The sequence below is a fragment of the Streptomyces sp. NPDC053673 genome, from assembly GCF_055585225.1.
Genome location: NZ_JBVJKN010000007.1, coordinates 134,029 through 154,054, shown reverse-complemented (window position 1 = coordinate 154,054; position 20,026 = coordinate 134,029). Strand labels below are relative to the sequence as shown.

20 protein-coding genes are annotated in these 20,026 nt (G+C 69.8%); 11 read left to right on the top strand and 9 right to left on the bottom strand.

Going from position 1 to position 20,026, the window contains the following annotated elements; all coding sequences use genetic code 11:
* Positions 1 to 513: 513 nt before the first annotated feature.
* Together ACZ6ZQ_RS13410 and ACZ6ZQ_RS13405 are read right to left on the bottom strand one after the other, a co-directional pair.
* Positions 514 to 990: a hypothetical protein gene (locus ACZ6ZQ_RS13410; RefSeq protein ID WP_469768667.1), complete on the bottom strand. Its 477-nt coding sequence runs from the start codon at positions 988 to 990 to the stop codon at positions 514 to 516.
* Positions 991 to 1,024: 34 nt separating this feature from the next.
* A complete protein-coding gene (locus ACZ6ZQ_RS13405; protein WP_469768666.1) occupies positions 1,025 to 1,273 on the bottom strand; it encodes a hypothetical protein in 249 nt (82 codons plus the stop codon).
* 533 nt (positions 1,274 to 1,806) lie between these two features.
* Here ACZ6ZQ_RS13405 and ACZ6ZQ_RS13400 point away from each other — a divergent pair.
* The 3 genes from ACZ6ZQ_RS13400 to ACZ6ZQ_RS13390 all read left to right on the top strand — a co-directional run bounded on the left by ACZ6ZQ_RS13400 (position 1,807) and on the right by ACZ6ZQ_RS13390 (position 3,133).
* Positions 1,807 to 2,100, top strand: coding sequence for a hypothetical protein (locus ACZ6ZQ_RS13400; protein ID WP_469768665.1), 294 nt, complete (start codon positions 1,807 to 1,809; stop codon positions 2,098 to 2,100).
* 149 nt (positions 2,101 to 2,249) lie between these two features.
* Positions 2,250 to 2,513 (top strand): SHOCT domain-containing protein, encoded by a 264-nt coding sequence (locus ACZ6ZQ_RS13395; protein ID WP_469768664.1) that lies wholly within the window; start codon positions 2,250 to 2,252, stop codon positions 2,511 to 2,513.
* The gene (locus ACZ6ZQ_RS13390) at positions 2,510 to 3,133 is read left to right on the top strand and encodes a hypothetical protein (RefSeq protein ID WP_469768663.1); all 624 of its coding nucleotides are present in this window, start codon (positions 2,510 to 2,512) and stop codon (positions 3,131 to 3,133) included. Before ACZ6ZQ_RS13395 ends, ACZ6ZQ_RS13390 begins: the two co-directional genes overlap by 4 nt.
* Positions 3,134 to 3,240: 107 nt before the next feature.
* Here ACZ6ZQ_RS13390 and ACZ6ZQ_RS13385 read toward each other — a convergent pair whose 3' ends face one another.
* A complete protein-coding gene (locus tag ACZ6ZQ_RS13385; protein WP_469768662.1) occupies positions 3,241 to 3,618 on the bottom strand; it encodes a hypothetical protein in 378 nt (125 codons plus the stop codon).
* A 54-nt stretch (positions 3,619 to 3,672) separates the two neighbouring features.
* Positions 3,673 to 4,224 (bottom strand): hypothetical protein, encoded by a 552-nt coding sequence (locus ACZ6ZQ_RS13380; RefSeq protein WP_469768661.1) that lies wholly within the window; start codon positions 4,222 to 4,224, stop codon positions 3,673 to 3,675.
* 270 nt (positions 4,225 to 4,494) lie between these two features.
* On the opposite strand from ACZ6ZQ_RS13380, the gene ACZ6ZQ_RS13375 reads away from it, so the two are divergent.
* Positions 4,495 to 5,484 (top strand): Acg family FMN-binding oxidoreductase, encoded by a 990-nt coding sequence (locus ACZ6ZQ_RS13375; RefSeq protein ID WP_469768660.1) that lies wholly within the window; start codon positions 4,495 to 4,497, stop codon positions 5,482 to 5,484.
* 277 nt (positions 5,485 to 5,761) lie between these two features.
* Positions 5,762 to 8,455, top strand: coding sequence for a bifunctional acetate--CoA ligase family protein/GNAT family N-acetyltransferase (locus ACZ6ZQ_RS13370; RefSeq protein ID WP_469768659.1), 2,694 nt, complete (start codon positions 5,762 to 5,764; stop codon positions 8,453 to 8,455).
* Positions 8,456 to 8,641: 186 nt separating this feature from the next.
* On the opposite strand, the gene ACZ6ZQ_RS13365 is transcribed toward ACZ6ZQ_RS13370, so the two are convergent.
* Both ACZ6ZQ_RS13365 and ACZ6ZQ_RS13360 read right to left on the bottom strand, forming a co-directional pair.
* Positions 8,642 to 10,117, bottom strand: a complete 1,476-nt coding sequence (locus tag ACZ6ZQ_RS13365; protein ID WP_469768778.1) for a bifunctional aminoglycoside phosphotransferase/ATP-binding protein — start codon at positions 10,115 to 10,117, stop codon at positions 8,642 to 8,644.
* Between the two features lie 103 nt (positions 10,118 to 10,220).
* Complete coding sequence (locus tag ACZ6ZQ_RS13360) at positions 10,221 to 11,096, bottom strand: universal stress protein (protein WP_469768658.1); 876 nt, start codon at positions 11,094 to 11,096, stop codon at positions 10,221 to 10,223.
* Between the two features lie 190 nt (positions 11,097 to 11,286).
* Between ACZ6ZQ_RS13360 and ACZ6ZQ_RS13355 the strand changes: the two genes are divergently transcribed.
* From ACZ6ZQ_RS13355 to ACZ6ZQ_RS13345, 3 genes are all read left to right on the top strand, one after another.
* Positions 11,287 to 12,108: a universal stress protein gene (locus tag ACZ6ZQ_RS13355; RefSeq protein WP_469768657.1), complete on the top strand. Its 822-nt coding sequence runs from the start codon at positions 11,287 to 11,289 to the stop codon at positions 12,106 to 12,108.
* A gap of 134 nt (positions 12,109 to 12,242) precedes the next feature.
* Positions 12,243 to 12,863: an Rv1733c family protein gene (locus ACZ6ZQ_RS13350; protein WP_469768656.1), complete on the top strand. Its 621-nt coding sequence runs from the start codon at positions 12,243 to 12,245 to the stop codon at positions 12,861 to 12,863.
* A 40-nt stretch (positions 12,864 to 12,903) separates the two neighbouring features.
* The gene (locus ACZ6ZQ_RS13345; protein ID WP_469768655.1) at positions 12,904 to 14,295 is read left to right on the top strand and encodes a nicotinate phosphoribosyltransferase; all 1,392 of its coding nucleotides are present in this window, start codon (positions 12,904 to 12,906) and stop codon (positions 14,293 to 14,295) included.
* 114 nt (positions 14,296 to 14,409) lie between these two features.
* Here the strand turns inward: ACZ6ZQ_RS13345 and ACZ6ZQ_RS13340 are convergent, their stop codons facing one another.
* Positions 14,410 to 15,084 carry a CBS domain-containing protein gene (locus ACZ6ZQ_RS13340; protein WP_469768654.1) on the bottom strand — a complete coding sequence of 225 codons (675 nt, stop codon included), beginning with the start codon at positions 15,082 to 15,084 and terminating at the stop codon, positions 14,410 to 14,412.
* A 232-nt stretch (positions 15,085 to 15,316) separates the two neighbouring features.
* Here ACZ6ZQ_RS13340 and ACZ6ZQ_RS13335 point away from each other — a divergent pair, with 232 nt between their 5' ends.
* Positions 15,317 to 16,234: a DUF1918 domain-containing protein gene (locus ACZ6ZQ_RS13335; RefSeq protein WP_469768653.1), complete on the top strand. Its 918-nt coding sequence runs from the start codon at positions 15,317 to 15,319 to the stop codon at positions 16,232 to 16,234.
* Positions 16,235 to 16,272: 38 nt separating this feature from the next.
* On the top strand, positions 16,273 to 17,265 hold the full coding sequence (locus ACZ6ZQ_RS13330; RefSeq protein ID WP_469768652.1) for an Acg family FMN-binding oxidoreductase: 993 nt from the start codon (positions 16,273 to 16,275) through the stop codon (positions 17,263 to 17,265).
* Between the two features lie 35 nt (positions 17,266 to 17,300).
* Here ACZ6ZQ_RS13330 and ACZ6ZQ_RS13325 read toward each other — a convergent pair whose 3' ends face one another.
* Both ACZ6ZQ_RS13325 and ACZ6ZQ_RS13320 read right to left on the bottom strand, forming a co-directional pair.
* Complete coding sequence (locus ACZ6ZQ_RS13325; protein WP_469768651.1) at positions 17,301 to 17,978, bottom strand: CBS domain-containing protein; 678 nt, start codon at positions 17,976 to 17,978, stop codon at positions 17,301 to 17,303.
* An 87-nt stretch (positions 17,979 to 18,065) separates the two neighbouring features.
* Positions 18,066 to 18,836, bottom strand: a complete 771-nt coding sequence (locus ACZ6ZQ_RS13320) for a CBS domain-containing protein (protein ID WP_469768650.1) — start codon at positions 18,834 to 18,836, stop codon at positions 18,066 to 18,068.
* 271 nt (positions 18,837 to 19,107) lie between these two features.
* On the opposite strand from ACZ6ZQ_RS13320, the gene ACZ6ZQ_RS13315 reads away from it, so the two are divergent.
* Positions 19,108 to 19,983, top strand: coding sequence for a universal stress protein (locus ACZ6ZQ_RS13315; RefSeq protein WP_469768649.1), 876 nt, complete (start codon positions 19,108 to 19,110; stop codon positions 19,981 to 19,983).
* Positions 19,984 to 20,026 lie beyond the last annotated feature (43 nt).

Sequence of the window (20,026 nt, the reverse complement as noted above, 5' to 3'; positions counted from 1 at the left end):
GCCATGAAGCCGGGAAGGCCCCCGGCGGCGGGTTCATCCTCCACACCGCGCGCCCCAAGCGGGTTCGCATGGATGCCGTACAGCTTCCCCTTGGTGTAGTCCGCCGTCCGGCGAAAGTCTGTCCGCAGACGTCCGGCCTGCGACAACGGCCACAGAGGCTCGCCCCGATACGAGGGGGGAGCCTCTGCGCGTTGGAATGAGAATCCGCTGCGGACCAGGTCGTGGCGTGCTGCCGAGCAGGCCATTGTGTCCCTCCTGGTCCTACGCTCTCGTCTTGAGGAGCCCGTTGGGGACGCGTTGGGGACACAAGGACAGGAACAGACCGACAAAGGCAAGGGTGTGCTGACACAGTTCACCCCGGCTGACCTGCAAAAACGCCATGGATCAGCGTGGAAACGCAAGGGCCGCCAAGATCCTCAAAGGACTCATAATCCGTCGGCCGTGGGTTCGAGTCCCACCCGCCCCACCACACAGGCCTGTGACCTGCAGAAACGTCTCATCGCGAGCGCGGATTCAGAACTTTGGCCCAACGGACTGAATCCGCTGCTCACGAGTTCGATGGCGGTTCGACGGCTTGTAGTTGACGCTTCGCTGACCTGCGAGGATGCGTCGGTTCACCGTCGGTGCGAGCTTCACCAGGGGTCTGTGCGAGGGGCTGGACGGCGGATTCGGGACACTGTTGGGACGCAGGATAGGAGAAGGAGCCGCAGAGGGCTCACCGCTCCGACCCTGTTTCGGCTGAGGCGGCGTGGTCGACGGGTCGCGGTGGTGTGTTCCCCGCCGCCGCCCGTGGGCGATGGCGCTCATGCGGTGCTGATAGGTCGCGGCGTCGATGCGGTGGTGCAGCCGCAGCCCCACGCACCAGCGTTCTGCGCCCTCCAGGGCGGCGCGGCGGCCCCGCAGGCGGGCGAGCGGCGGACAGCGAGGCTCGTCAGGAGTGATCAGGCGCGCCAGTTCGTAGACGATGCAGGCCAGGATCATGGTGATCACCTCACCGCGCGCGGTTGGGGCTGCGGCCGGGCGGTCAGGTCCGCCCAGGCCCGGTGTGGTGGTCGTCGTGGTGCAGCCGGTCCTCGTCCCGTTCCGTGTCGGCGTGACCATCATGCATGTCGGAGCCTCCGTGCATGCCGCGCATCATGAGGACCATCATCAGCGGGCAGGCCAGTGCAACGGCCAGGAGCACCAGGGTGCTTGGGGGAACCCCGAGGGCCAGGGCGCCGACCACTGCGATGGCGACGGCGATCGCGTACAGACCGTAGTTGCGCTGGTTCATCGTGGGCCTCCTTCACCGGAGGGCGGGGCCGCAAGGGGCTGCGGCGATCCGACGTTCAGAACACCATCGCCACTCACCCGCTTCTCCGACCGAGTGCGGACCGAGCTCCGGCGCCCGTAGAGCTCTTGTCTCCGGTACATCGTCTCGCCTGCGCACATGCGGTGCTGGGGCCGGACGACCCCGACCGCTAGGTCGATCAGCCCCTACCTGGTGGGGGTAGGCGGAGGCAGGCTGGAAGGCAGCTGCAAGGAGGCGTGCAACTCATGGGTGCCCTCGATGTCGTCGTCGTCCTGGCCGCCGCTGCATTCATCGTGGCATTGGGCTGGTTCTTCTTCGGGCCGCGCCGTGCCGACGTCGCCCGGGTCGAAGGCGGCGTCACGCGAGTACATCGAGGCATCGCTCGGCCTGCAGGTATGGGCCCACGGCCTCTACAAGCAGGCGATCGCCGACCCGCATGCCCATGCCGCGCGTCCCCGCCCGAGGGCCTGATCGCAACCGGCTCCAGATGATGTACCACGGCGGTGTCTATTCCTGTGCCAGGCACCGCCGGGCCGTTCGGCCGCAAGGGCGGGCCGCTCGCGGGCCGCGACGGCGGCGGGGCGGTACTGATCAAGGGACGTGATCGCCGATTCGCGCCCGGTGAAGATCACGCTCATCTCCCGTCTACGCGACCGCGGCCCCACGTCGGCGCGCTGCTCGCCGGAGCCGTCGCCGACGCCTACGGTCTCACCACCGAGGTCTGGGCCGTCGCCGCACTCACCGCCGCCCCCGGCCTTTCTGGCTTTCTGGCGGCGGCACGCATGTACGCAACCCACCCACAGCCCTGACCATGCGCCGAGCCCCGCAGCGCACGATGACCGACGGGCCCGAGCGACCCACAGGCGGGACCGAAGGACCCTTGCGCCCTAAAAGGGTCCGGATCAGTGTGGACAGGTACGGGACTCCTCAGAGTTCGAGCCCTTCGGAGGTGGGGAGAATGATGTACTGGGACGGCGGCGGCTGGGCCTGGATGGCGTTCATGCCGCTTCTGTGGATCGCCCTGATCGGTCTCGTCGTGTGGGCGGTCATACGCCTCACCCACCACCCGACCGGCCACGGGAACGGCCCCGAGCACAGGTGGCCGCAGCGGGAGACCCCGGAGGAGATCCTCGACCGCCGCTTCGCCTCCGGCGAGATCGATGCCGACGCCTACACCGAGGCACGGCAGCGGCTGGCCGCTCACCGTCCGAGGCCGCGGTGACCTGGCTGCGGGGGCGCTGGGTTCCTCTGGCCGTGCTGGTGGGCGCGCTCGCCGCCCTCATCGCCTCCCTCGTGTGGGTCTCAGGAGTCTCCGGCGGGCCATCCCGCCACGGGCCAATGACGGGAATCGCGTCCCGCGACGGTCCAGTGCGCAACCTGGCGGACGCCGACCGAGCGGCCGACCGCTTCGGTGAGCGATGGGGCCTGCACGTCGGCGAAGTGATGAGGTTCACCAACGGCTACTACGCCGAACTCCTCGATCCCCGCGGCAAGGGCGCCACCGAAGTGCTCATCGAGCCCAGCGGCACAGTCCATCCGGAGTTCGGCCCCGCCATGATGTGGAACACCGCCTACGGCATGATGCCGGCCCGCGCCGACAGCAGGGCCGCGACGATCCTCCCGGAGCAGGCGTCGCGTATCGCCAACCGCTGGCTCGAAGAACACCGGCCGGGCCTGCGCGCTGCCGAGCCCGAGGACTTCCCCGGCTACTACACGCTGCATACCCTGCGCGACGGGAAGACCGTCGGCATGCTCTCGGTCAACGACCGGACCGGGGACGTCTGGTACCACACCTGGCACGGCCGCTTCATCGAGATGCGAGAACCAGCTGGCAGCCAGTAATCCCGAAGCGGTGAGCCGACCCTGGCGCGCGTGCCGCCGGACTCCTCCATGACCGACCCCGCGCAACCTGGAGCCCCGGCCAGCCCCTGGCGGGCAGGCCGCCCGACTCAGCCGAACAGCTGGAAGAACTCGGGGAAAGTTCCCAGAACCCCCAGGGCGATGAACACAAGGCTGATGGTCAGGGCAGGCACTGTCTCGTACGGCTTCCTGCGCAGCGCGGCATGGAGCACAACCCAGGCCAGCAGCCAGACCACCACGGCCAGGCTGGTCTTGCCGGAGAGCGGCCCGACCGAGCCACTCCAGGTCATCGAGTCCTTCACGCCCGTGCTGGCCTCGGCGAGCGTGGTGAGCAGGCCCAGTGCGGCGGCGCCGACACCCGCGGCGATGGTCGCTGCGGAGATCGGCCCCTCCACCCGTTCGCTGCGGGGGAAGGCCGGTCCTTCTCCCCTGTCGCTGGCGGCGCTCGCCGCGTTCTTGGGTGTCATTGTCAGCGTTCTCCTGTCGGCGCTGAACCAGCATGAGTTCCGGAGCCCTTGGGGCTACTGGATGGGGGCGACCTTGGTGATGAAGGCTCCGAGCGCCCCGGCCACCGCGGCGAAGGCGAAGGAGAGGACGAACAAGGTGATGGTGGTTCGGCGGACGCGGTTGTGCGCGATCAGGCCTGGGCCGTAGTACCAGACGATGAAGGCGACGGCGGTGGCCAGGATCGGGCTGATCCAAGCGATGTGTTCCTTCCACTCCATCCCGAACTCGTGCCAGTCGGCATTGGCCGCGTCGGCCAGCAGCTGGGACCTGGGGCTGGTGGGGACCGCCTCCCGATACCACGGATAGACGATCCAGGTACCGGTGATCACGGTGGCCCACGCTGTCACTGCCATGGCGGTGACGCCGATCCTGACGCGCCGCATGCGTTCCGTCACGCCTTCGCGCGTCATGAGCGCGGGTTTGAGGCTGTAGAGCTCGGCGAGCCCGCCGGCGAAGGCGAAAAGGAACGCGGCGCCCAGGAGCATGCCGTGGATGATGGCCCACCATTCGCGGCCGGTGAAGCTCAAGGCGATCATCTGTCCGGCGCCCGGAGCTGGTGCGGCCATTGGCATGCCTTCCTAGGGCGAGAGCTCGACGGGAACCAGGGACACGAGGAGAGGACTCAGTCAAGGAACCTATCGCCGATGGACCACGACCCCATGGAGGCGCGCTCTTCCATCACCCCGGTCAAGGCCTGGACTGCGGCACAGCCCCGCCGCGTGGCTGCGGTTGTCATGGGCGTGTCGGGGCGGCAGGCAGCGGTGGACACGGGCCCTGGCTATCGTGGGAAACAGGCCGACGTGCCGGGGCTATTGGCTCCTTGAGGGAGGCGCCCGATGCCGGTACAACCGCTCGATACGCAGACGGTGACGGCCGTCGTCGAGGACGCCGCAGCCGCTCCGTCCATGCACAACGCGCAGCCGTGGAAGTTCCGCTTCTTCCGCGGCACTGGGACGTTCCACGTGCGCGCCGATCTTGAGCGAGCCATGCCGCACGCCGACCCCACGACGCGGGCCCTCCACCTCGGCTGCGGCGCGGCTCTGTTCAACCTTCGCGTAGCCGCAGCACACGCAGGCTGCGAGCCCGTCACCCGGATCCTGCCCGACCCCGAAGACCCTCAGCTGCTCGCGACCGTACGGCTGACCGGCCCCGTGCTCCCGGAGAACGATCTCACCCCGCTGTACCCGGCGATCCACCGTCGGCACACGAGCCGCCACCCGTTCACGGAGGAGGAGATACCAGCCGCCCTGCGCGACACCCTCTGTGGCGCGGCCCGCCTGGAAGGAGCACATTTGACCTTCCCGGAAGCCTGGCATGTGCAGACGCTGCTCGATCTGGTCCACGACGCCGAGGGCCGCGATGCACTGGACCCCGAAAGCGCGGAGGAACTGACCCGCTGGACCCGAGTCTCCGACGCCGCCGGAAGCGCGACCGATGGCATCCCCGAGTACGCCTTCGGGCCCCACAAGTACAACGGCAAGGCTCCAGTTCGCGACTTCGCGGGCAGGCGCACCGTGCCGCGCCGCGGCAAGGCCACCTTCGAGCAGAGGCCCCAGCTGGCCCTTCTGGGCACGGCCCACGACCAGCCCGCTGACTGGCTATGTGCGGGTCAGGCGATGGAACGCGTCCTGCTACAGGCCACCTTGGACGGGCTGTCCACCTCGCTCACATCCCACGCCCTGGAATGGCCTGAACTGCGCTGGGCCGTCCGCGACCCACAGTCGGCAATCGGTTACGTACAGATGGTGCTCCGCCTCGGTTACGGCTCCCCGGGCCCCGTGACCCCGCGTCGCCCCGTGCGGGACGTGTTGGACATCCAGCCCTGACGACGCAGGTCAGCCCTGTGCCGGGCCTTCTCGACCACGACGATCAGCGGACGCTCCGCCGCCCCCACCGCCATTCGCACAGGTCCGGATACCTGCCAGTTCGGCATGCCTGGCTTCGGCGCTGCCACCCCTCGACGGACCTGGAGAGAGGCAGGGCGGCTCCGGGCGAGGGCTGTACGGGTCCTGCTTGTGCGCCTGAAGGCCCTGTGCGTTGGGCTGTGCCCGGGAGCGATGCTGGACGGGAGCCCTGTTCGAGAGGTCTGCTGGGAGGTCTGACATGGCCGTGACCGACCGACTCCCCGAGCCCGTCCACGTTCTGCTCTCGGACGGAACCACCGTGCGCATCCGTCCGGTCCGGCCCGGTGACGAGGAGGCCGTGCGCCGGCTGTACGAGGAGATGTCGCCCGAGAACCTGCGTCTGCGGTTCTTCACCATCAGCCGCGACTCGGCCCGGAAGGCCGCCGAAAGGCTCTGCTCACGCGCTCGCCCCGGTGCCCGCGCGCTGCTCGCCGAGACCGGCTCCGACGTCGTGGGCATAGCCCAGTACGAGCGGATCGACGGCGACGGCTTCGACGCGGACGTGGCGCTGGCCGTCGCCGACCGCTGGCACCACCGGGGCGTGGGGACGCTGCTTCTGGAGCACCTCGTGTCCACGGCGCGCGCCGACGGGATCACTGCCTTCGTTGCCGACGCACTCTCCGAGAACCGCGACGTGCTGAAGGTCTTCGCCGACCTCGGGCTGACCGTCACCCGGCACTTCGAGGGCCCCGAGGTGCACTGCAGGGTCCGGCTCGCCGAGGACGAGACCTATCTGTCGGCCGTCGAGGCACGGGGCCGCACGGCCGATGTCGCCAGTCTCCAGGCACTGCTGCGGCCGCGGTCGGTCGTGGTGATCGGACCGGGACGGCATCCCGGTTCGGTCGGCCGCGCGGTGCTGCGCAACCTGCGCGCGAACGGCTTCACCGGGCGGCTGTACGCCGTGCACCCCGAAGCATCCGTGATCCTGCGCATGCCGACGTACCGCTCAGTGGCCGCGCTGCCGCAGCCGCCCGACCTCGCCGTCGTCGCCGTACCCGCCGCTGCTGTGCCGGCCGTCGCGGAGGAGTGCGGCGCCCGTGGCGTGCGTGCGCTGCTGGTCGTCTCCGCGGGCCTCGACGGACAGCAGGCGAAGGCGCTGCTGTCCGCCTGTCGCAGGCACGGGATGCGGCTCGCTGGCCCCAACTGCCTGGGCCTGGCCAACACGGAAGAGGACGTACGGCTTGACGCGACGTTCGCGGCCGACCGTCCCTTGCCGGGCACCGCGGGAGTCGCCGTGCAGTCGGGCGGTGTCGGCATCGCGCTGCTGGCGGGGCTGACCCGGCTGGGCATCGGGGTGTCCACCTTCGTGTCGCTCGGCGACAAGTACGACGTCAGCAGCAACGACATGCTCCAGTGGTGGGAGGCCGACGGGCGCACCGACCTGGCGCTGCTGCACCTGGAGTCGTTCGGCAACCCTCGCGCGTTCTCCCGGACCGCCCGCCGCGTGACCCGCCGCATGCCGGTGCTCACGGTCGACGCGGGACGTACGGAAGCGGGCCGGCGCGCCGCGGCCTCGCACACCGCTGCCGCCGCATCCCCCACCGTGACGCGCCAGGCGCTCTTTCGGCAGGCCGGTGTCACCGCGACCCGGAGCATCGCCGAACTGCTGGACACCGCCGCACTCATGCACACGCAGCCACTGCCCGCCGGACGGCGCGTGGTGGTCGTCGCCAACGCCGGCGGCACGGGTGTGCTCGCCGCCGACGCCTGTGTCGAAGCCGGACTGACTGTGTCCCCCTTCCCGCCCGAGCTGGTGGAGAGGCTCCTCGCCGCGCTGCCCGCAAGTGCCTGTGCCACCAACCCGGTGGACACCGGTGCCGCCGTCTCGGAGGACCAATTGCGCGACTGCCTCGACGCGCTGACCGCGCACGCCGCGGTTGACGCGGTCCTGGTGTCGCTCGTCCCCACCGCCGTCGCGACGGCGACCGGCGACGACCTCACGCGGGCTGTGACCGAGGCCGCCGAGCACCCTGCGTGCACGCTCGCCGCCGTGCTGCCCGACCAGGAGGCGTCAGTCCAGTTGCTCACCACAGGTGCCGGTGCGGTTCCCGCCTATGCCGACCCGCAGGCTGCGGCCCGGGCCCTGGCGCACGCCGCGGCGCGCGCGGAATGGCTGGCCAGGCCGACCGGAACCGTTCCAGCCCTCGACCGCGTCGACGCCCGCACCGCCGTGGCGGTCGTCGAGACGTATCTCGCCCGAGAGACGGACGGCGGGTGGCTGTCCCCCCGGGACTGCGCGGCGCTGCTGGACTGCTACGGCATCCCCCAGCTGCCCTGGGCTTGGGCCGGCACCGAGGACGAGGCGGCAGCAGCGGCCGAGCGTCTGCGGGGGCCGGACGGCGCGCTGGTCCTCAAGGCCCACTGGCCCGGACTGGTCCACAAAAGCGAGGAGCACGCCGTGCGGCTCGGTCTGCGGGGCGACGAACAAGTACGCTCGGCGTACCGCGACTTCGTGGACCGCTTCGGTGACAAGCTCGACGGCGTGCTGCTCCAGCCCATGGCCGAGTACGGCGTCGAACTCTTCGCGGGCGTCGTGCAGGACGAGGTCTTCGGCCCGCTGGTGCTGTTCGGCCTAGGCGGAACGGCGACCGAGATCCTGGCCGACCACGCGGCCCGGCTCGCCCCCTTGACGGTCGAGGACGTCCACGACCTGACGGCAGCGCCGCGGTGCGCTCCGCTGCTGCACGGCTACCGGGGCACCGACCCCCTGGACCTCGAAGGAATCGAGCAGCTGCTCCTGCGCCTGTCCTGTATGGCCGCGGACCTGCCGCAGCTCGCCGAGGCCGACTTCAACCCCGTCGTGGCCGGCCCGTCCGGTGTCGCCGTGGCCGACGCCCGCGTCCGGCTGACTCCCCGGCGGCTCCACGACCCTTATCTGCGCCGACTGCGCTGAACAAGGAGCAGACGTTGAACCACGACGAACGCTGCTTGTGATGCTGATCCTCATGACGACGTGATCACGACGACCCACAAGGCACTCGTTGCCTACGGCACCAGAACTGGGCCGCCGTCCATGGCGGACTGGCCGTTGGATGACGGGTCTCGTCGATTCCTCGCTGCCGCGTCGCCGTGTCTCTCCTCAGTCCGGCTCCATGTAGGAGCGGCGGAAGACCGGGGCCTGGCCAGTGCCCCACGGCCGTACGGCTGCCAGTGCCTGGACGACTGCGGATTCCAAGGGGCCGCTGGTGTCGATCGTGACGGCCTCTGTCCACGGCGGTTCCTTGGCTGCGATGGCGGTGGCCACGTCGAGGTCGGCGTCGGATGCTCCGGTGGCGCGGGTGTTGAGGCGGGTCGCCGCTACGTCGCTGGGAACCTGGCAGTGCAGGGCCACCAGGTCGGCGCTGGTGCGTTCGGCCATGCGCTCGGCGGCTTCGCGCTGTCCCGCATCGGACCACGTGGCGTCCAGGACGACGGACTCCCCGGAGGACAGCAACGTGGATGCGCGGTCGAGGAGGGCCGCGTAGGTCTTGGCGGTCCACTCCGGCGTGTACAGCCCTTCGCCGTAGGCAGCGGCCGCGGACTCCTGGGCCGGGATGCCCGCCAGCTCCTTGCGGAGGCGGTCACTGCTGAGCAGCGTGACGCCCAGGCGATCGGCGAGGGCGCCGGAGAGCGTGGACTTGCCGCTGCCTGGCAGGCCGCCGACGAGCGTCAGGCCGACAGCGGAGGTGCGCAGGTGGCGCACCGCCGTCGTGACCAGTCGCCGTGACGCGTCCTCCGCGCCGGGTGCGCCCTGGCGTGCCTGGATCAGGGAGACCTTGGCGCGGACGAAGGCGCGGTAGGCGACGTAGTGGTGCCACAGGGACGGTGGTGCGGGGTCGCCGGAGTACTCGCTGTACTGGGCGAGGAAGAATGCTGCGGCTTCCGGGGCGCCGAGCTGTTCCAGGTCCATGGCGAGGAAGGCGGCGTCGTCGAGGCCGTCGACGTAGCGCAGGTGATCGTCGAACTCTAGGCAGTCCAGGACGCGGGGGCCGTCGTCGAGGCAGAAGATGTCCTCGGCGAGCAGATCGCCGTGTCCGTCGACCACTCGCCCTTGCTCGATGCGCGTATCGAACAGCTGCTTGCGTCCGGCCAGATAGCGGCGCACCAGCCGCTCGACCTTCGCCACGCCGTCAGGCAGGAGGCTGTCGCCGGCCAGCTCGCGGACCTGCGTGAAGCTCGCTGCCCAGCGCGACAACAGCGCGTCCCGGGTGCCCTGTTCGTCCACCTCTTGACTGCGGGGCGCGTCCGCGTGTCGGGTGGCGACCTGGCGGGCGACGGCTCTGATGACGTCGTCGACGTCGGCGCCTTCTCGTATGAGCTGGGAGAGGCGGCGGTTCGCCGGCATGCGGCGCATCACGACGAGCGGTTCGGGCGCCTCCGCGTTCGGGCTGCGGATTTCTCCCACGCCCAGGTAGACATCGGGGGCGAAGCGACGGTTGAGAGCGACCTCCCGCTCGCACGCGGCCCGCCGAGCCGCCACGGTGGTGTAGTTCAGGAACTCCAGATCGACCGGTTTCTTGAGCTTGTAGGCGCGGTCACCGGCGAAGAACACGATCGCGGTGTGGGTCTCGCGCACCTCTGCGCGGGGGAGCGGTGGAGCATGGAGGCCGGTGCTGGGCCGGAGCACGGATGCGTCGGCCTGATGTACCGGCATCGTCGGCTCCCCATCGTGGCTCGGCTCAGTCATGGGGGACGACGGCGACGGGGCAGCGCGCGTGATGGATGGCGGCTTCGGCTACGGGACCCAGGCGTGGGGCCAAGGGGGGACGGTGCTTGCGTCGGCCGACCACCAGCAGCCCGGCGCTCTCGGCGTCCTGTACGACGGCCTTGGCGGGGCTTTCGAGTCGGACCACGTCGATCACCTGCACAGCAGGGAACTTCTCGCGCAAGGGGCGGAGGGCCTGGCTCAGCGGCTTCTGCGCGTCCTGTGCGATCTCTTCTGTGACGTCATGGTCCACGCCCCAGGGGGTGTATGCATGGAGCGGCACGCTTTGGCCATGGACGGCGCGAAGAGGCATGCGGCGCGCCGCGGCGGTGGCGAAGGCGAAGTCGAGCAGGTCGTCACATGGGCCGTGGAGTTTGAGCGCCACCACTACGGCACCTGCCGCACCTGGAGTGGGCGGTGGCCCTTCTTCGCGCTTCTCGGCGCGTACCAGGACCACCGGCCGCTCGGCCCGTGCCACAACGGGCATGCTGATGTCGCCCAGGAAGTAGCTCTCGACGGGCGTCAGCCCCCGCGAGCCGAGGACGATCATTTCGGACTCCGACGCCGCTTGCAGCAGTGAGTCCTGGGCGTCCTCGGCGACCAGATTTCCGACAATGGCGAGGCCCGGGTGGCGGGCTTGGATCTCCGCCCGCGCGTTGTGGACCATCCGCTTCGCCCAGTAGTTCTGATCGATCTCCGAGGGGATGCGGGTCGGTTCCGGCGCCAGCAGAGGCCACGCGTGCAGCAGACGCAGCGTGAGCTTGCGCCGCTCCGCTTCGTCGGCGGCCCAACGTGCGGCAGCCAGGCTCTCGGGTGAGCCGTCGAGCCCCACCGTGATGACCGGCTCCATGGCGACGTCCTCCGTCTCGTAAGAAGCTTGGAATGACGGTGAACGAGTCCGCCTGTCCGAACTGCGCCGGCACGCCGAGCACGGCCCCGTCTCATTCGAGGAGTACCCCAAACCTTCCCGCGGCGCATGCGGACCCACCCGTGACGGGGCTGGGAAGGGCGTGGTGTCCGGCACGGGTGGAGGTGGGAGCGTGGCGATTCCCCTGGTGGTCGGGATCGACGGGTCCGAGGCGAGTCTGGAGGCGGTGGACTGGGCCGCCGACGAGGCACTCCGGCACGACGTGCCGCTCCACCTCGTGCACTCGGTTGCGCCGGACCACGAGGCGGCCGACCTGATCGCCGCTGCATCGGAACGGGCCAGGAAGGGTGCTCCCACGGTGCGGCTGTCGAGCGAGGTGCTCCGTGAGGACCCCGCGTCCGCCCTGGTCAGCATGGGGCGCAACGCCTTCGCGCTGGTCCTCGGTTCCAGAGGACTCGGAGACCTCGCCGGGCTGCTCCTGGGATCGGTCAGCCTGGCGGTAGCGGCACGCGCCGACTGCCCGGTCGTCGTGGTGCGCGGCGGGGCCGAGTACAGGGAGGGTCGGTTCGGATGCGTCGTCGTCGGCGTCGAGGACGGGGAGGGAAGCGGCACGGCAGTGCAGTTCGCGATCCGCGAAGCCCACGTGCGGCACTGTCGGCTGATTGCGCTGCACGCCTGGAGTGTCCCGTTCGGAGCCCTCTCCGAGCCGCCGCCCCCGTCCGGGTATGCCCTCGAGGCCCACCAGCGCCCGCCGGCGCAGGTACTCGACGACGCACTGCGCGGCCCCGCAGAGCAGTACCGCAGCGTCCCGGTGAGCCGCCAGGTCGTCGAGGGGCCCGCACGTCAGGTGCTCTTGCAGGCCGCGTCAGGCGCTGACCTGCTGGTCGTCGGAGCCCGTAGGCGGCGTGGGCACCTCGGCCTGCAGCTGGGACTGGTCAACCATGCGGTACTGCATCACGCACCGTGTCCGGTCGCGGTCGTTCCGCAGATATGACGGTCACCGGCTGAGGGAGGACTCGTCAGTCGGGTCCCGGGCGGCCGTCCGCCGGGGACCTTCGGCCCTGTGACGGGGATCGGCTGTCGTTCGATCGTGGTGGGGAACGGACCAGCGACAGCTGGAGGCAGGCCATGAGTGCCCAGGGTTCGCCGTACGCATCCGGTCCTCACCAGCCGGACCAGGAGCGCCTGTCCACGGGGGCAAATCCGCTGAGGCGCACGTCCGACAGTTTCGAATCCTGGTTCTTCCGTTTCCTGATACTCGTCCTTGCCCTGGGACTGCCGGTGGCCTCGGTGAGTGCGGGGCTGGCGGCCTACGAGTCGTCGATGCGTATCGTGCAGGCCCAGTCGGCGGAACGGCAGGCGATCACCGCTCGGGTGGTCGCGCCAGCCGTAGGAGAAGGAGCGCGGGGTGGTGCCGACGACGTCTGGCAACGGGCGCAGGTCCGCTGGACCGGCCCGGACGGCAAGGCGAGGACCGGAACCGCGCGCGTGAAGGCGGGTACGGCCGAGGGTGCGACCGTACGGGTCTGGCTGGACCGGGACGGAATTCTCAGGAGTCCGCCGATGACCGTGGACAACGCGACGGCCACGGGATGGCTGGTGGGCAGCATGACGGCGGTCGGCGTGGCCACGGCCGTGGTCGCCGCGAGGCGGGGGATGCGTCTCGTGCTGGACCGTAGAAGGTACGCGCAGTGGGACGCCGAGTGGGACCTGGTGGAGCCCCGCTGGTCCGGGCGCTTCCGCCGGTGACAGTCCGGGGACCCGCACCGGGTGCCGAGGAGGTGAGGTGATGTCCGATGCGACGACCACCGATCTGTACGAGGTGACGATGGCGATGTCGTATCTGCGGGAGGGGATGACCGAACCGGCGACGTTCAGCCTTTTCGTCCGCAACCTGCCTGCCGACCGCGGCTTTCTGGTCGCCGCGGGAATGGAGTCGGCACTGGATTTCCTGTCCGGTTTCCGTGTCGGCCCCGAGGACGTCGATGCCTTCGCTGCTGCGCTGCACCGGCCGCGGCGGGACCTGGAGCCGCTGCTCGGCCTGGAGTTCACCGGACAGGTACGCGCGGTGCCGGAGGGGCGCATCGTGCTCGCCGGAGAGCCCCTGCTCGAGGTGACGGCCCCGCTTCCGCAGGCGCAGTTGGTCGAGACGTATGTGCTCAACCAGCTCAGCCACCAGACGACGATCGCCTCGAAGGCCGCGCGGTGCGTGCTCGCCGCTGCCGGGCACCCGGTCGTGGACTTCTCCCTGCGGCGCACCCACGGGCCCCAGGCCGGTTTCCAGGCCGCACGGCTGAGCGCGATGGTGGGCTTCGCCGGGACCAGCAATGTCGCCGCGGCCACGGCCGAAGGCGTGCCCGCGGTCGGCACCATGGCCCACTCGTTCATCGAGGCCTTCGCGACGGAGGAGAAGGCGTTCCGTGCCTTCGCTCGCTCCCACCCCGGCCCGGTGACGTTCCTGGTGGACACCTACGACACCGAGGCGGGTGTCCACATCGCGGCGCGCGTATTGAGGGATCTGGACCGCCGGCCCGGCTCGGCGATCCGGCTGGACAGCGGCGACCTCGGAGACCTGGCGGTACGGGCGCGCGCCATCCTCGACGCCGCCGGACTGCCGGATGTACGGATCGTCGCCAGCGGCAGTCTCGACGAATACGCCCTGGACGAACTCGTGCGCTCCGGTGCGCCGATCGACACCTACGCCGTCGGCACCCGCGTCGGGGTCTCGGCCGACGCCCCGTATCTGGACTCCGCCTACAAGATGGTGGAATACGACGGCCGCCCGGTGATGAAGCTCTCCTCGGCGAAAGTGACGGTACCCGGCCCGAAGCAGGTGTTCCGCCGCGCCGGCTACGCCGACGTGATCTGCCTCGCCGACGAGCAGCCACCTGAGGGAGCGAGGCCGTTGCTGAAGACGGTGATGCAGAACGGGCGGCGCACCAGCGCGAGGCCCACGCTCGACGAGTGCCGGGAGAGATTCGCCACTGATCTGGCCGAACTGCCGCCGACGGCCCAGCTGATCCGAGCCCCGATAGCGCCTCGGGCGACGGTCTCCGAGCGTTTGAGCGCACTCGCCGACCGCGTCGGGCGACGCATCGAAGAGGAGACCCTGGCCCCTACCGCGCGGCCCCGGAGTTCGGAGCGAAGCACATCCGGATCGCATCGGTCCATACCCAGGTGAGGAGGTCAGCGGGGCCGCCGGAGTCTGCTTGGACCACACCGGGCCCGCGTGCACGTCTCTTCCACAAAGTGGCCGACGGCTCCGCCGGCCGTGCACATCCCGGGTCCTGGATGCTCATGTGCCAGTGGCGGGACTCCTGGCGTTGTCAGTCCGGTACGCGATGTGCGTCGAGACCGAGACCACGCCGTCCACGCTCCGGCACAGCCGTTCGATGATGGGGACCAAGCTCTTGAACTCGACGGATCCGTCCAGGGTGACCTGCCCCTCACGAACGTCGACCGTCACCTCTGAAGGAGCGAGGCCCATCGTCCGCTGCAGCACGTCCCGAGTGATCTCCTCGCGGATGGCGTCGTCACGACGCAGGAAGATCCGCAGCAGGTCGCTGCGGCTGACGATGCCCTGCAGCCTGTCCGTCTCGTCCACCACCGGCAGCCGTTTCACGCCGTGTACCTCCATGAGGCGGGCAGCCTCGACCACGGTCCACTCCGGACGTGCGCACACGGCGGGAGCCGACATCAGCTCCTCGGCCCGGGCCCCTTCGGCTTTGGCCCGCTCCCACGCCTCCAGATGCGGAATCGGTGTCCGGCCGGACGGATCGGCCTGGTCCGCGGACTTGCGTAGCAGGTCGGCCTCGGACACCACCCCCATGGGGCGGTCCAGTTCATCCACGACGGGTACGGCGGTGACGTCGTTGTCCGCCAACAGCTTGACGATCTCCTTGAACGGCAGGTCACGCCGCGCCCGGACGACCTGTCGGGTCATGAGCTCTGCGACCGTTCGGTGGTGCATGTCGCCTTTCCCTTCGAGGTCCGTGACAGCCAGTCGTGGTCACGTGTCAAGCGTGTCAGGAACCAGTCGCCCACCAGTGAGCAGCTCAGGCCCGCGTTGAGGCAAGTGGGCCCGAGCCAGTGGTTTCGAGACCGGTCTGGTCGGCCCCGGATCAGGTCTTCTCGGCCCGTGCAGCGGCACGCTGCGCGTGGCACGTTGGGTACAGCAACATTCTGAGGAAACGGCGGCGATCATGCGAGCTCACCTCGGCGACCAACTCGTCATCGAAAGCCCGACCACCGGCGCTACCAGGCGCGACGGCGAGATTGTCGGACTCCACCATGCGGATGGAACACCCCCCTACGACGTGCGCTGGTCAGACACGGACGAGGTGACGCTGGTCTTCCCCGGGCCCGACGCGCATATCCATCACGTGGAGCACGAGCCCGAGACACCTCATGCGCCTTCCGGGCCGGGCACGGAGGGAGCGGAAGCCGAATCCGACAGGCCCCGGCCCGACCGGGCACCCAATCCCGGCGACATCGGCCGGCGCGTGGCCGCCGAACGCAAGCGGCAGGGGCTCACCCGGGCTGCAACGGCAAGCCGCGCCGGAATGGCGCCGGACTACCTGGCGTACCTCGAAGAAAGCCCGGCGGACCCGAGCCTGGGGACTCTCATCCGACTGGCGGCCGCGCTGGGAACGAGCGTCGCAGCCCTGCGCGGTGGCGGCATCGATCTGCCGCCCGGCCAAGGCCAGGCCCTCCTCCACCCTCAGCTTCTGGACCTCGACCCCGATGAGTGCGGCGCCCGGCTGTCCACCCACGGTGTGGGCCGCATCGCGGTGACGACCCCCGACGGCCCGGCGGTCGTCCCGGTGAACTACGAAGTCATCGACGACGTGATCGCCTTCCGCACCACGCCCGACTCAGTGCCCGCGGCGGCCGTGGGTACGGACGTCGCCTTCGAGGTCGACCATCTGGACGAGGCCGCGAGCCAGGGCTGGAGCGTTCTCGTCGTCGGCCCTGCGCGGCATGTCACGGAGCCCGACGCGGTGCGACGGCTGACCGATGGCGCTCACACCAAGCCATGGGCGGGTGGCGAACGCGAGATGTGGGTGTCGATCCAGCCCCAGCGCCTCACCGGCCGCCGTATCAGTCCGGCCGATCAGTGAGCAGCGAAGGACTGACGCTTCGGTGAAGAGAGGCTGCGATGATCCAACAAGCACCATCCGAAGATCGCGTGACGGCCCTGGTCTACGACGCTGCTGCGGCCCCGTCGATGCACAATGCGCAGCCGTGGCGGTTCCGCTACTTCCAGGGCAGCCGAACCTTCCACCTTCGCGCCGATTTCGACCGCGTCATGCCGCACTCGGACCCCGACGCCCGTGGCCTTCACCTCGGCTGCGGCGCCGCTCTGCTGAATCTTCGGGTCGCGGTGGTGCACGGAGGCTGGTACCCGGCAGTCCGGCTGCTTCCCGACCCTGACGACCCTGCGCTGCTCGCGACCGTGCAGCTGACCGGCGCTGGGGGCGGCGAGAGCGACCTTGCCGCGCTGTATCCGGCAACTCACCGTCGGCACAGCAGCCGCTTCCCATTCGAGGAGACGGAGATCCCCGAGGCCGTACGGACGGCCCTCAGCGACGCCGCCGACCGTGAGGGAGCCAGGCTGTCCTTTCCCGGTCCATGGCACCAGCAGGAGGTGCTGGAACTGGTTCAGGAAGCCGAGCGCCGCAACATCACCGACAGCGGCAGCGACGAGGATCTGGCGCAATGGACCCGTATCGACGCCCCGTCTGTCAACACGGCTCCTGACGGGATCCCGGACTACGCCTTCGGGCCGCGCAAACGCGGCGGCAAGGCCCCGATGCGCGACTTCGCCGGAACCAGGCCGGTCGCCGGTCGTGGCTCCGCCGACTTCGAACAGTCCCCTCAGCTGGCCATCCTCAGCACGACGGACGACCGCCCGGTGGACTGGCTGCGTGCAGGCCAGGCCATGGAACGCGTCCTGCTGCTGGCCACCCTTGAGGGCTTGTCCAGCTCCTTCGCCACCCAGGCCATCGAATGGACCGACCTTCGCTGGCCGCTCCGGGATCCGGTGTCGGGGAGGGGCTACACGCAGATGGTGCTGCGTCTTGGATACGGCCCCGAAGGCCCCAGCACGCCCCGCCGCCCGGTGCCAAAAGTGCTAGACATCCAGCCCTGACCACCCGTGGCGCCGGTTCCGCGTCGGCGGAGCTGTCACTCTGCGCCCGCGGGTCCGGTCCGTGAGGAGGACCTGCCGGTGAGATGGGACTCGACGTCCACGACGCCCTCCACGGCGCGGACAAGGCGTGCGGCAACGGAAATGAGCGAGGTGTCGCTGATCTGCCCGCGGAGGGTGACGACTCCCTCGTGCACGTTCACGTGGATGGCGTGGCTGAACGCGGGGAAGAGGTAGGCGATCACCGTGCGGCGGACCTCCTCCTCGATCTCCTCGTCCGGGCGCAGGAAGACCTTCAGCAGATCGGCACGGCTGACGATGCCCTGCAGCATGTCCTCGTCATCGACCACGGGGAGCCGCTTGACGTGCTTCACGGCCATGATCCGCGCAGCCTGTGCCAAGGTGACGTCGGGGTGCACGGTGACGGCAGGGGTGCTCATGAGCTCCTCCGCGGTCACCGCTCCCGCTTTGGCGATGTCGGGCAGGCGCTGCCGCTGCTCGTAGAGGCTCATTGCCCTGTCGTGAAACTCCTCCTTGGGCAGCAGGTCGGCCTCGGATACGACACCGATGACGCGCCCTTCGCCCTCCAGGACCGGCAGGGCACTCACCTTCCACTCCTCCATGGTCCGCACGATCTCCTTGAAGGTCGCTTCGCGCCCGACGGCTACCACCCTTGGAGTCATCACATCGCTCACGATGTGCGGGGTCTCAGGCACTTCAGACCTCCTTTCGCGTCAGCGTTTTTGGGCTCAGGCCCGGCGCCGGTCCTCGGGGCCGCGCCCTGAGGAGACCACGCCCCGTGATCACGGGGACCTCTCCCAATGGACCGCGGCGCGCCCGGCGTCTTCAGGTACGGGAGGTGGCTTCCTCCGGGCAGGCTGCGAGCTGGAGTCGTCAATGCGGTAGGTCAGCCTGTCGATGACGGAGACCACGCCGTCCACCTCCTGGGCCAGCCGGACCGCGACCTGGATGTCGCTGAACCGCTCCAGCTGTCCTTCGAGGGTGACCACACCGTCGATCACATGCACCTGGACCGTGTCCAGGGACAGCCACAGGGTCTGGTCCAGGATCTCGTCGACGATCTCACGGCGGATGTCAGGGTCCGGCCGGAGGAAGACCTGAAGCAGGTCGCGGCGGGTCACGATACCCACCAGGCGGTCCTCCTCATCCACCACGGGCAGCCGTTCGACGCGATGCTCCGCCATGGTGCGGGCGGCCACGGCGATGGTGTCGTTGGCCTTGACGGTGATCGCGGGGTGCGACATCAGGTCCCGGGCGCTCATCGCCTGCGCCTTGGTGTCTGCGGCGCCTTCGGTGTTGTCGCCGCCGGCCGGCGGCGACCGCCAGGCCGGCCGCGCGTTGCGGACGGGTTCCGCCTCGGGTGAAACGCCCGCCTGGCGGACTATGAGGTCGCTCTCGGAGATCACACCGAGCACCTTGTCGTCGGTATCGACCACTGGCAGGCCGCTGATCCGGTGCACCGCGAGCAGCTTGGCGATCTCTTTGAACGGGGTCTGCGGAATCACCGAGACGACGTCCTGCACCATCAGGTTGCCGATCTTGCTGTGCTTCATTGCTGGCTCCCTCTCGCAGGTGTGGCCCGCGTGTGCCACGTGTCCCGCTCAGCTCCATCCTCTGGCGAGAAGGCGCCCGGCTCCAGGGTCTGAAAGGGCACGGAGGTGGGCCGACCGGCCGCATGACTCCACCATCTCCGCAAACCGGCGCGGTGCAACCCGGCCGGGCTCCTGATCTGAGAGCCGGTCCGCATGTCGCGGCGCACCCTCGGCGGTGCGACGGTATTCAGAGGGGTGCTCTCAGTGGCCGGAAAGGAAGGCGGTGGGGAGGATGGAACTCCCGCTGGTCGTGGGCGTAGACGGATCGGATTCCAGCCTGCAAGCGGTGGACTGGGCGGTGGACGAAGCGGCACGCCACGGCCTGTCATCGCGCCTGGTCTATGCCTCCCTGTGGGAGCGTTACGAGGGAGGCCGCCCGTCCTTCGGCACCGATCGTCCCGCCGAAGAGGTCATGGCGGAACACATCATCGCGTCCAGCGCGGAACGCGCCCGGCTGCGCAATCCAGAGGTGAAGGTGTCGGGCGACGTGCTGCCCGACGACGCCGTGTCCGCGCTACTACACGAGGGACATGAGGCATTCGCCCTGGTCACGGGCTCCCGGGGCCGTAGCGAGCTGACCGGGCTGCTGCTGGGGTCGGTCAGCCTCACCGTGGCGGGCCGTGCCGTATGCCCGGTCATCGTGGTCCGCGGCTCGGAGCAGAGCCGGCGGGGAGCCGTCGGGCGGGTGGTGGTCGGCGTAGGCGACTCGACCGAGAGCTCCGGTGCCGTACGGTTCGCGTTCCGCGAAGCCGAAGCACGCGGCTGCGCCCTGGAGGCCGTGCAAGCCTGGCGCTGCCCCGCCCATGAGCCCGCGGACCAGCCCCTCATCGCGGATGATGCCGAGCGTGTGCACGAGGAACGAGCTTCGGCCGTTCTCACCGACGCGCTGCGTGAGGCAGTACGAGAGCACCCCCAGGTCGATGTACACCGCAAGCCGGTCGAAGGTCCTGCCCACAAGGTCCTCCTGGAAGCGTCGGCCGATGCCGACCTGGTCGTCGTCGGCGCTCTGAGGCGGCACGGCCACTTCGGCCTGCAGCTCGGCCGTGTCGCCCACGCCCTGCTGCATCACTCCGAGTGCCCCGTCGCCGTCATCCCTCAGCGAGACTGAGCTCCGACGCGTGGGCCGCGCTCCCGTACATCTCGTGAACGGA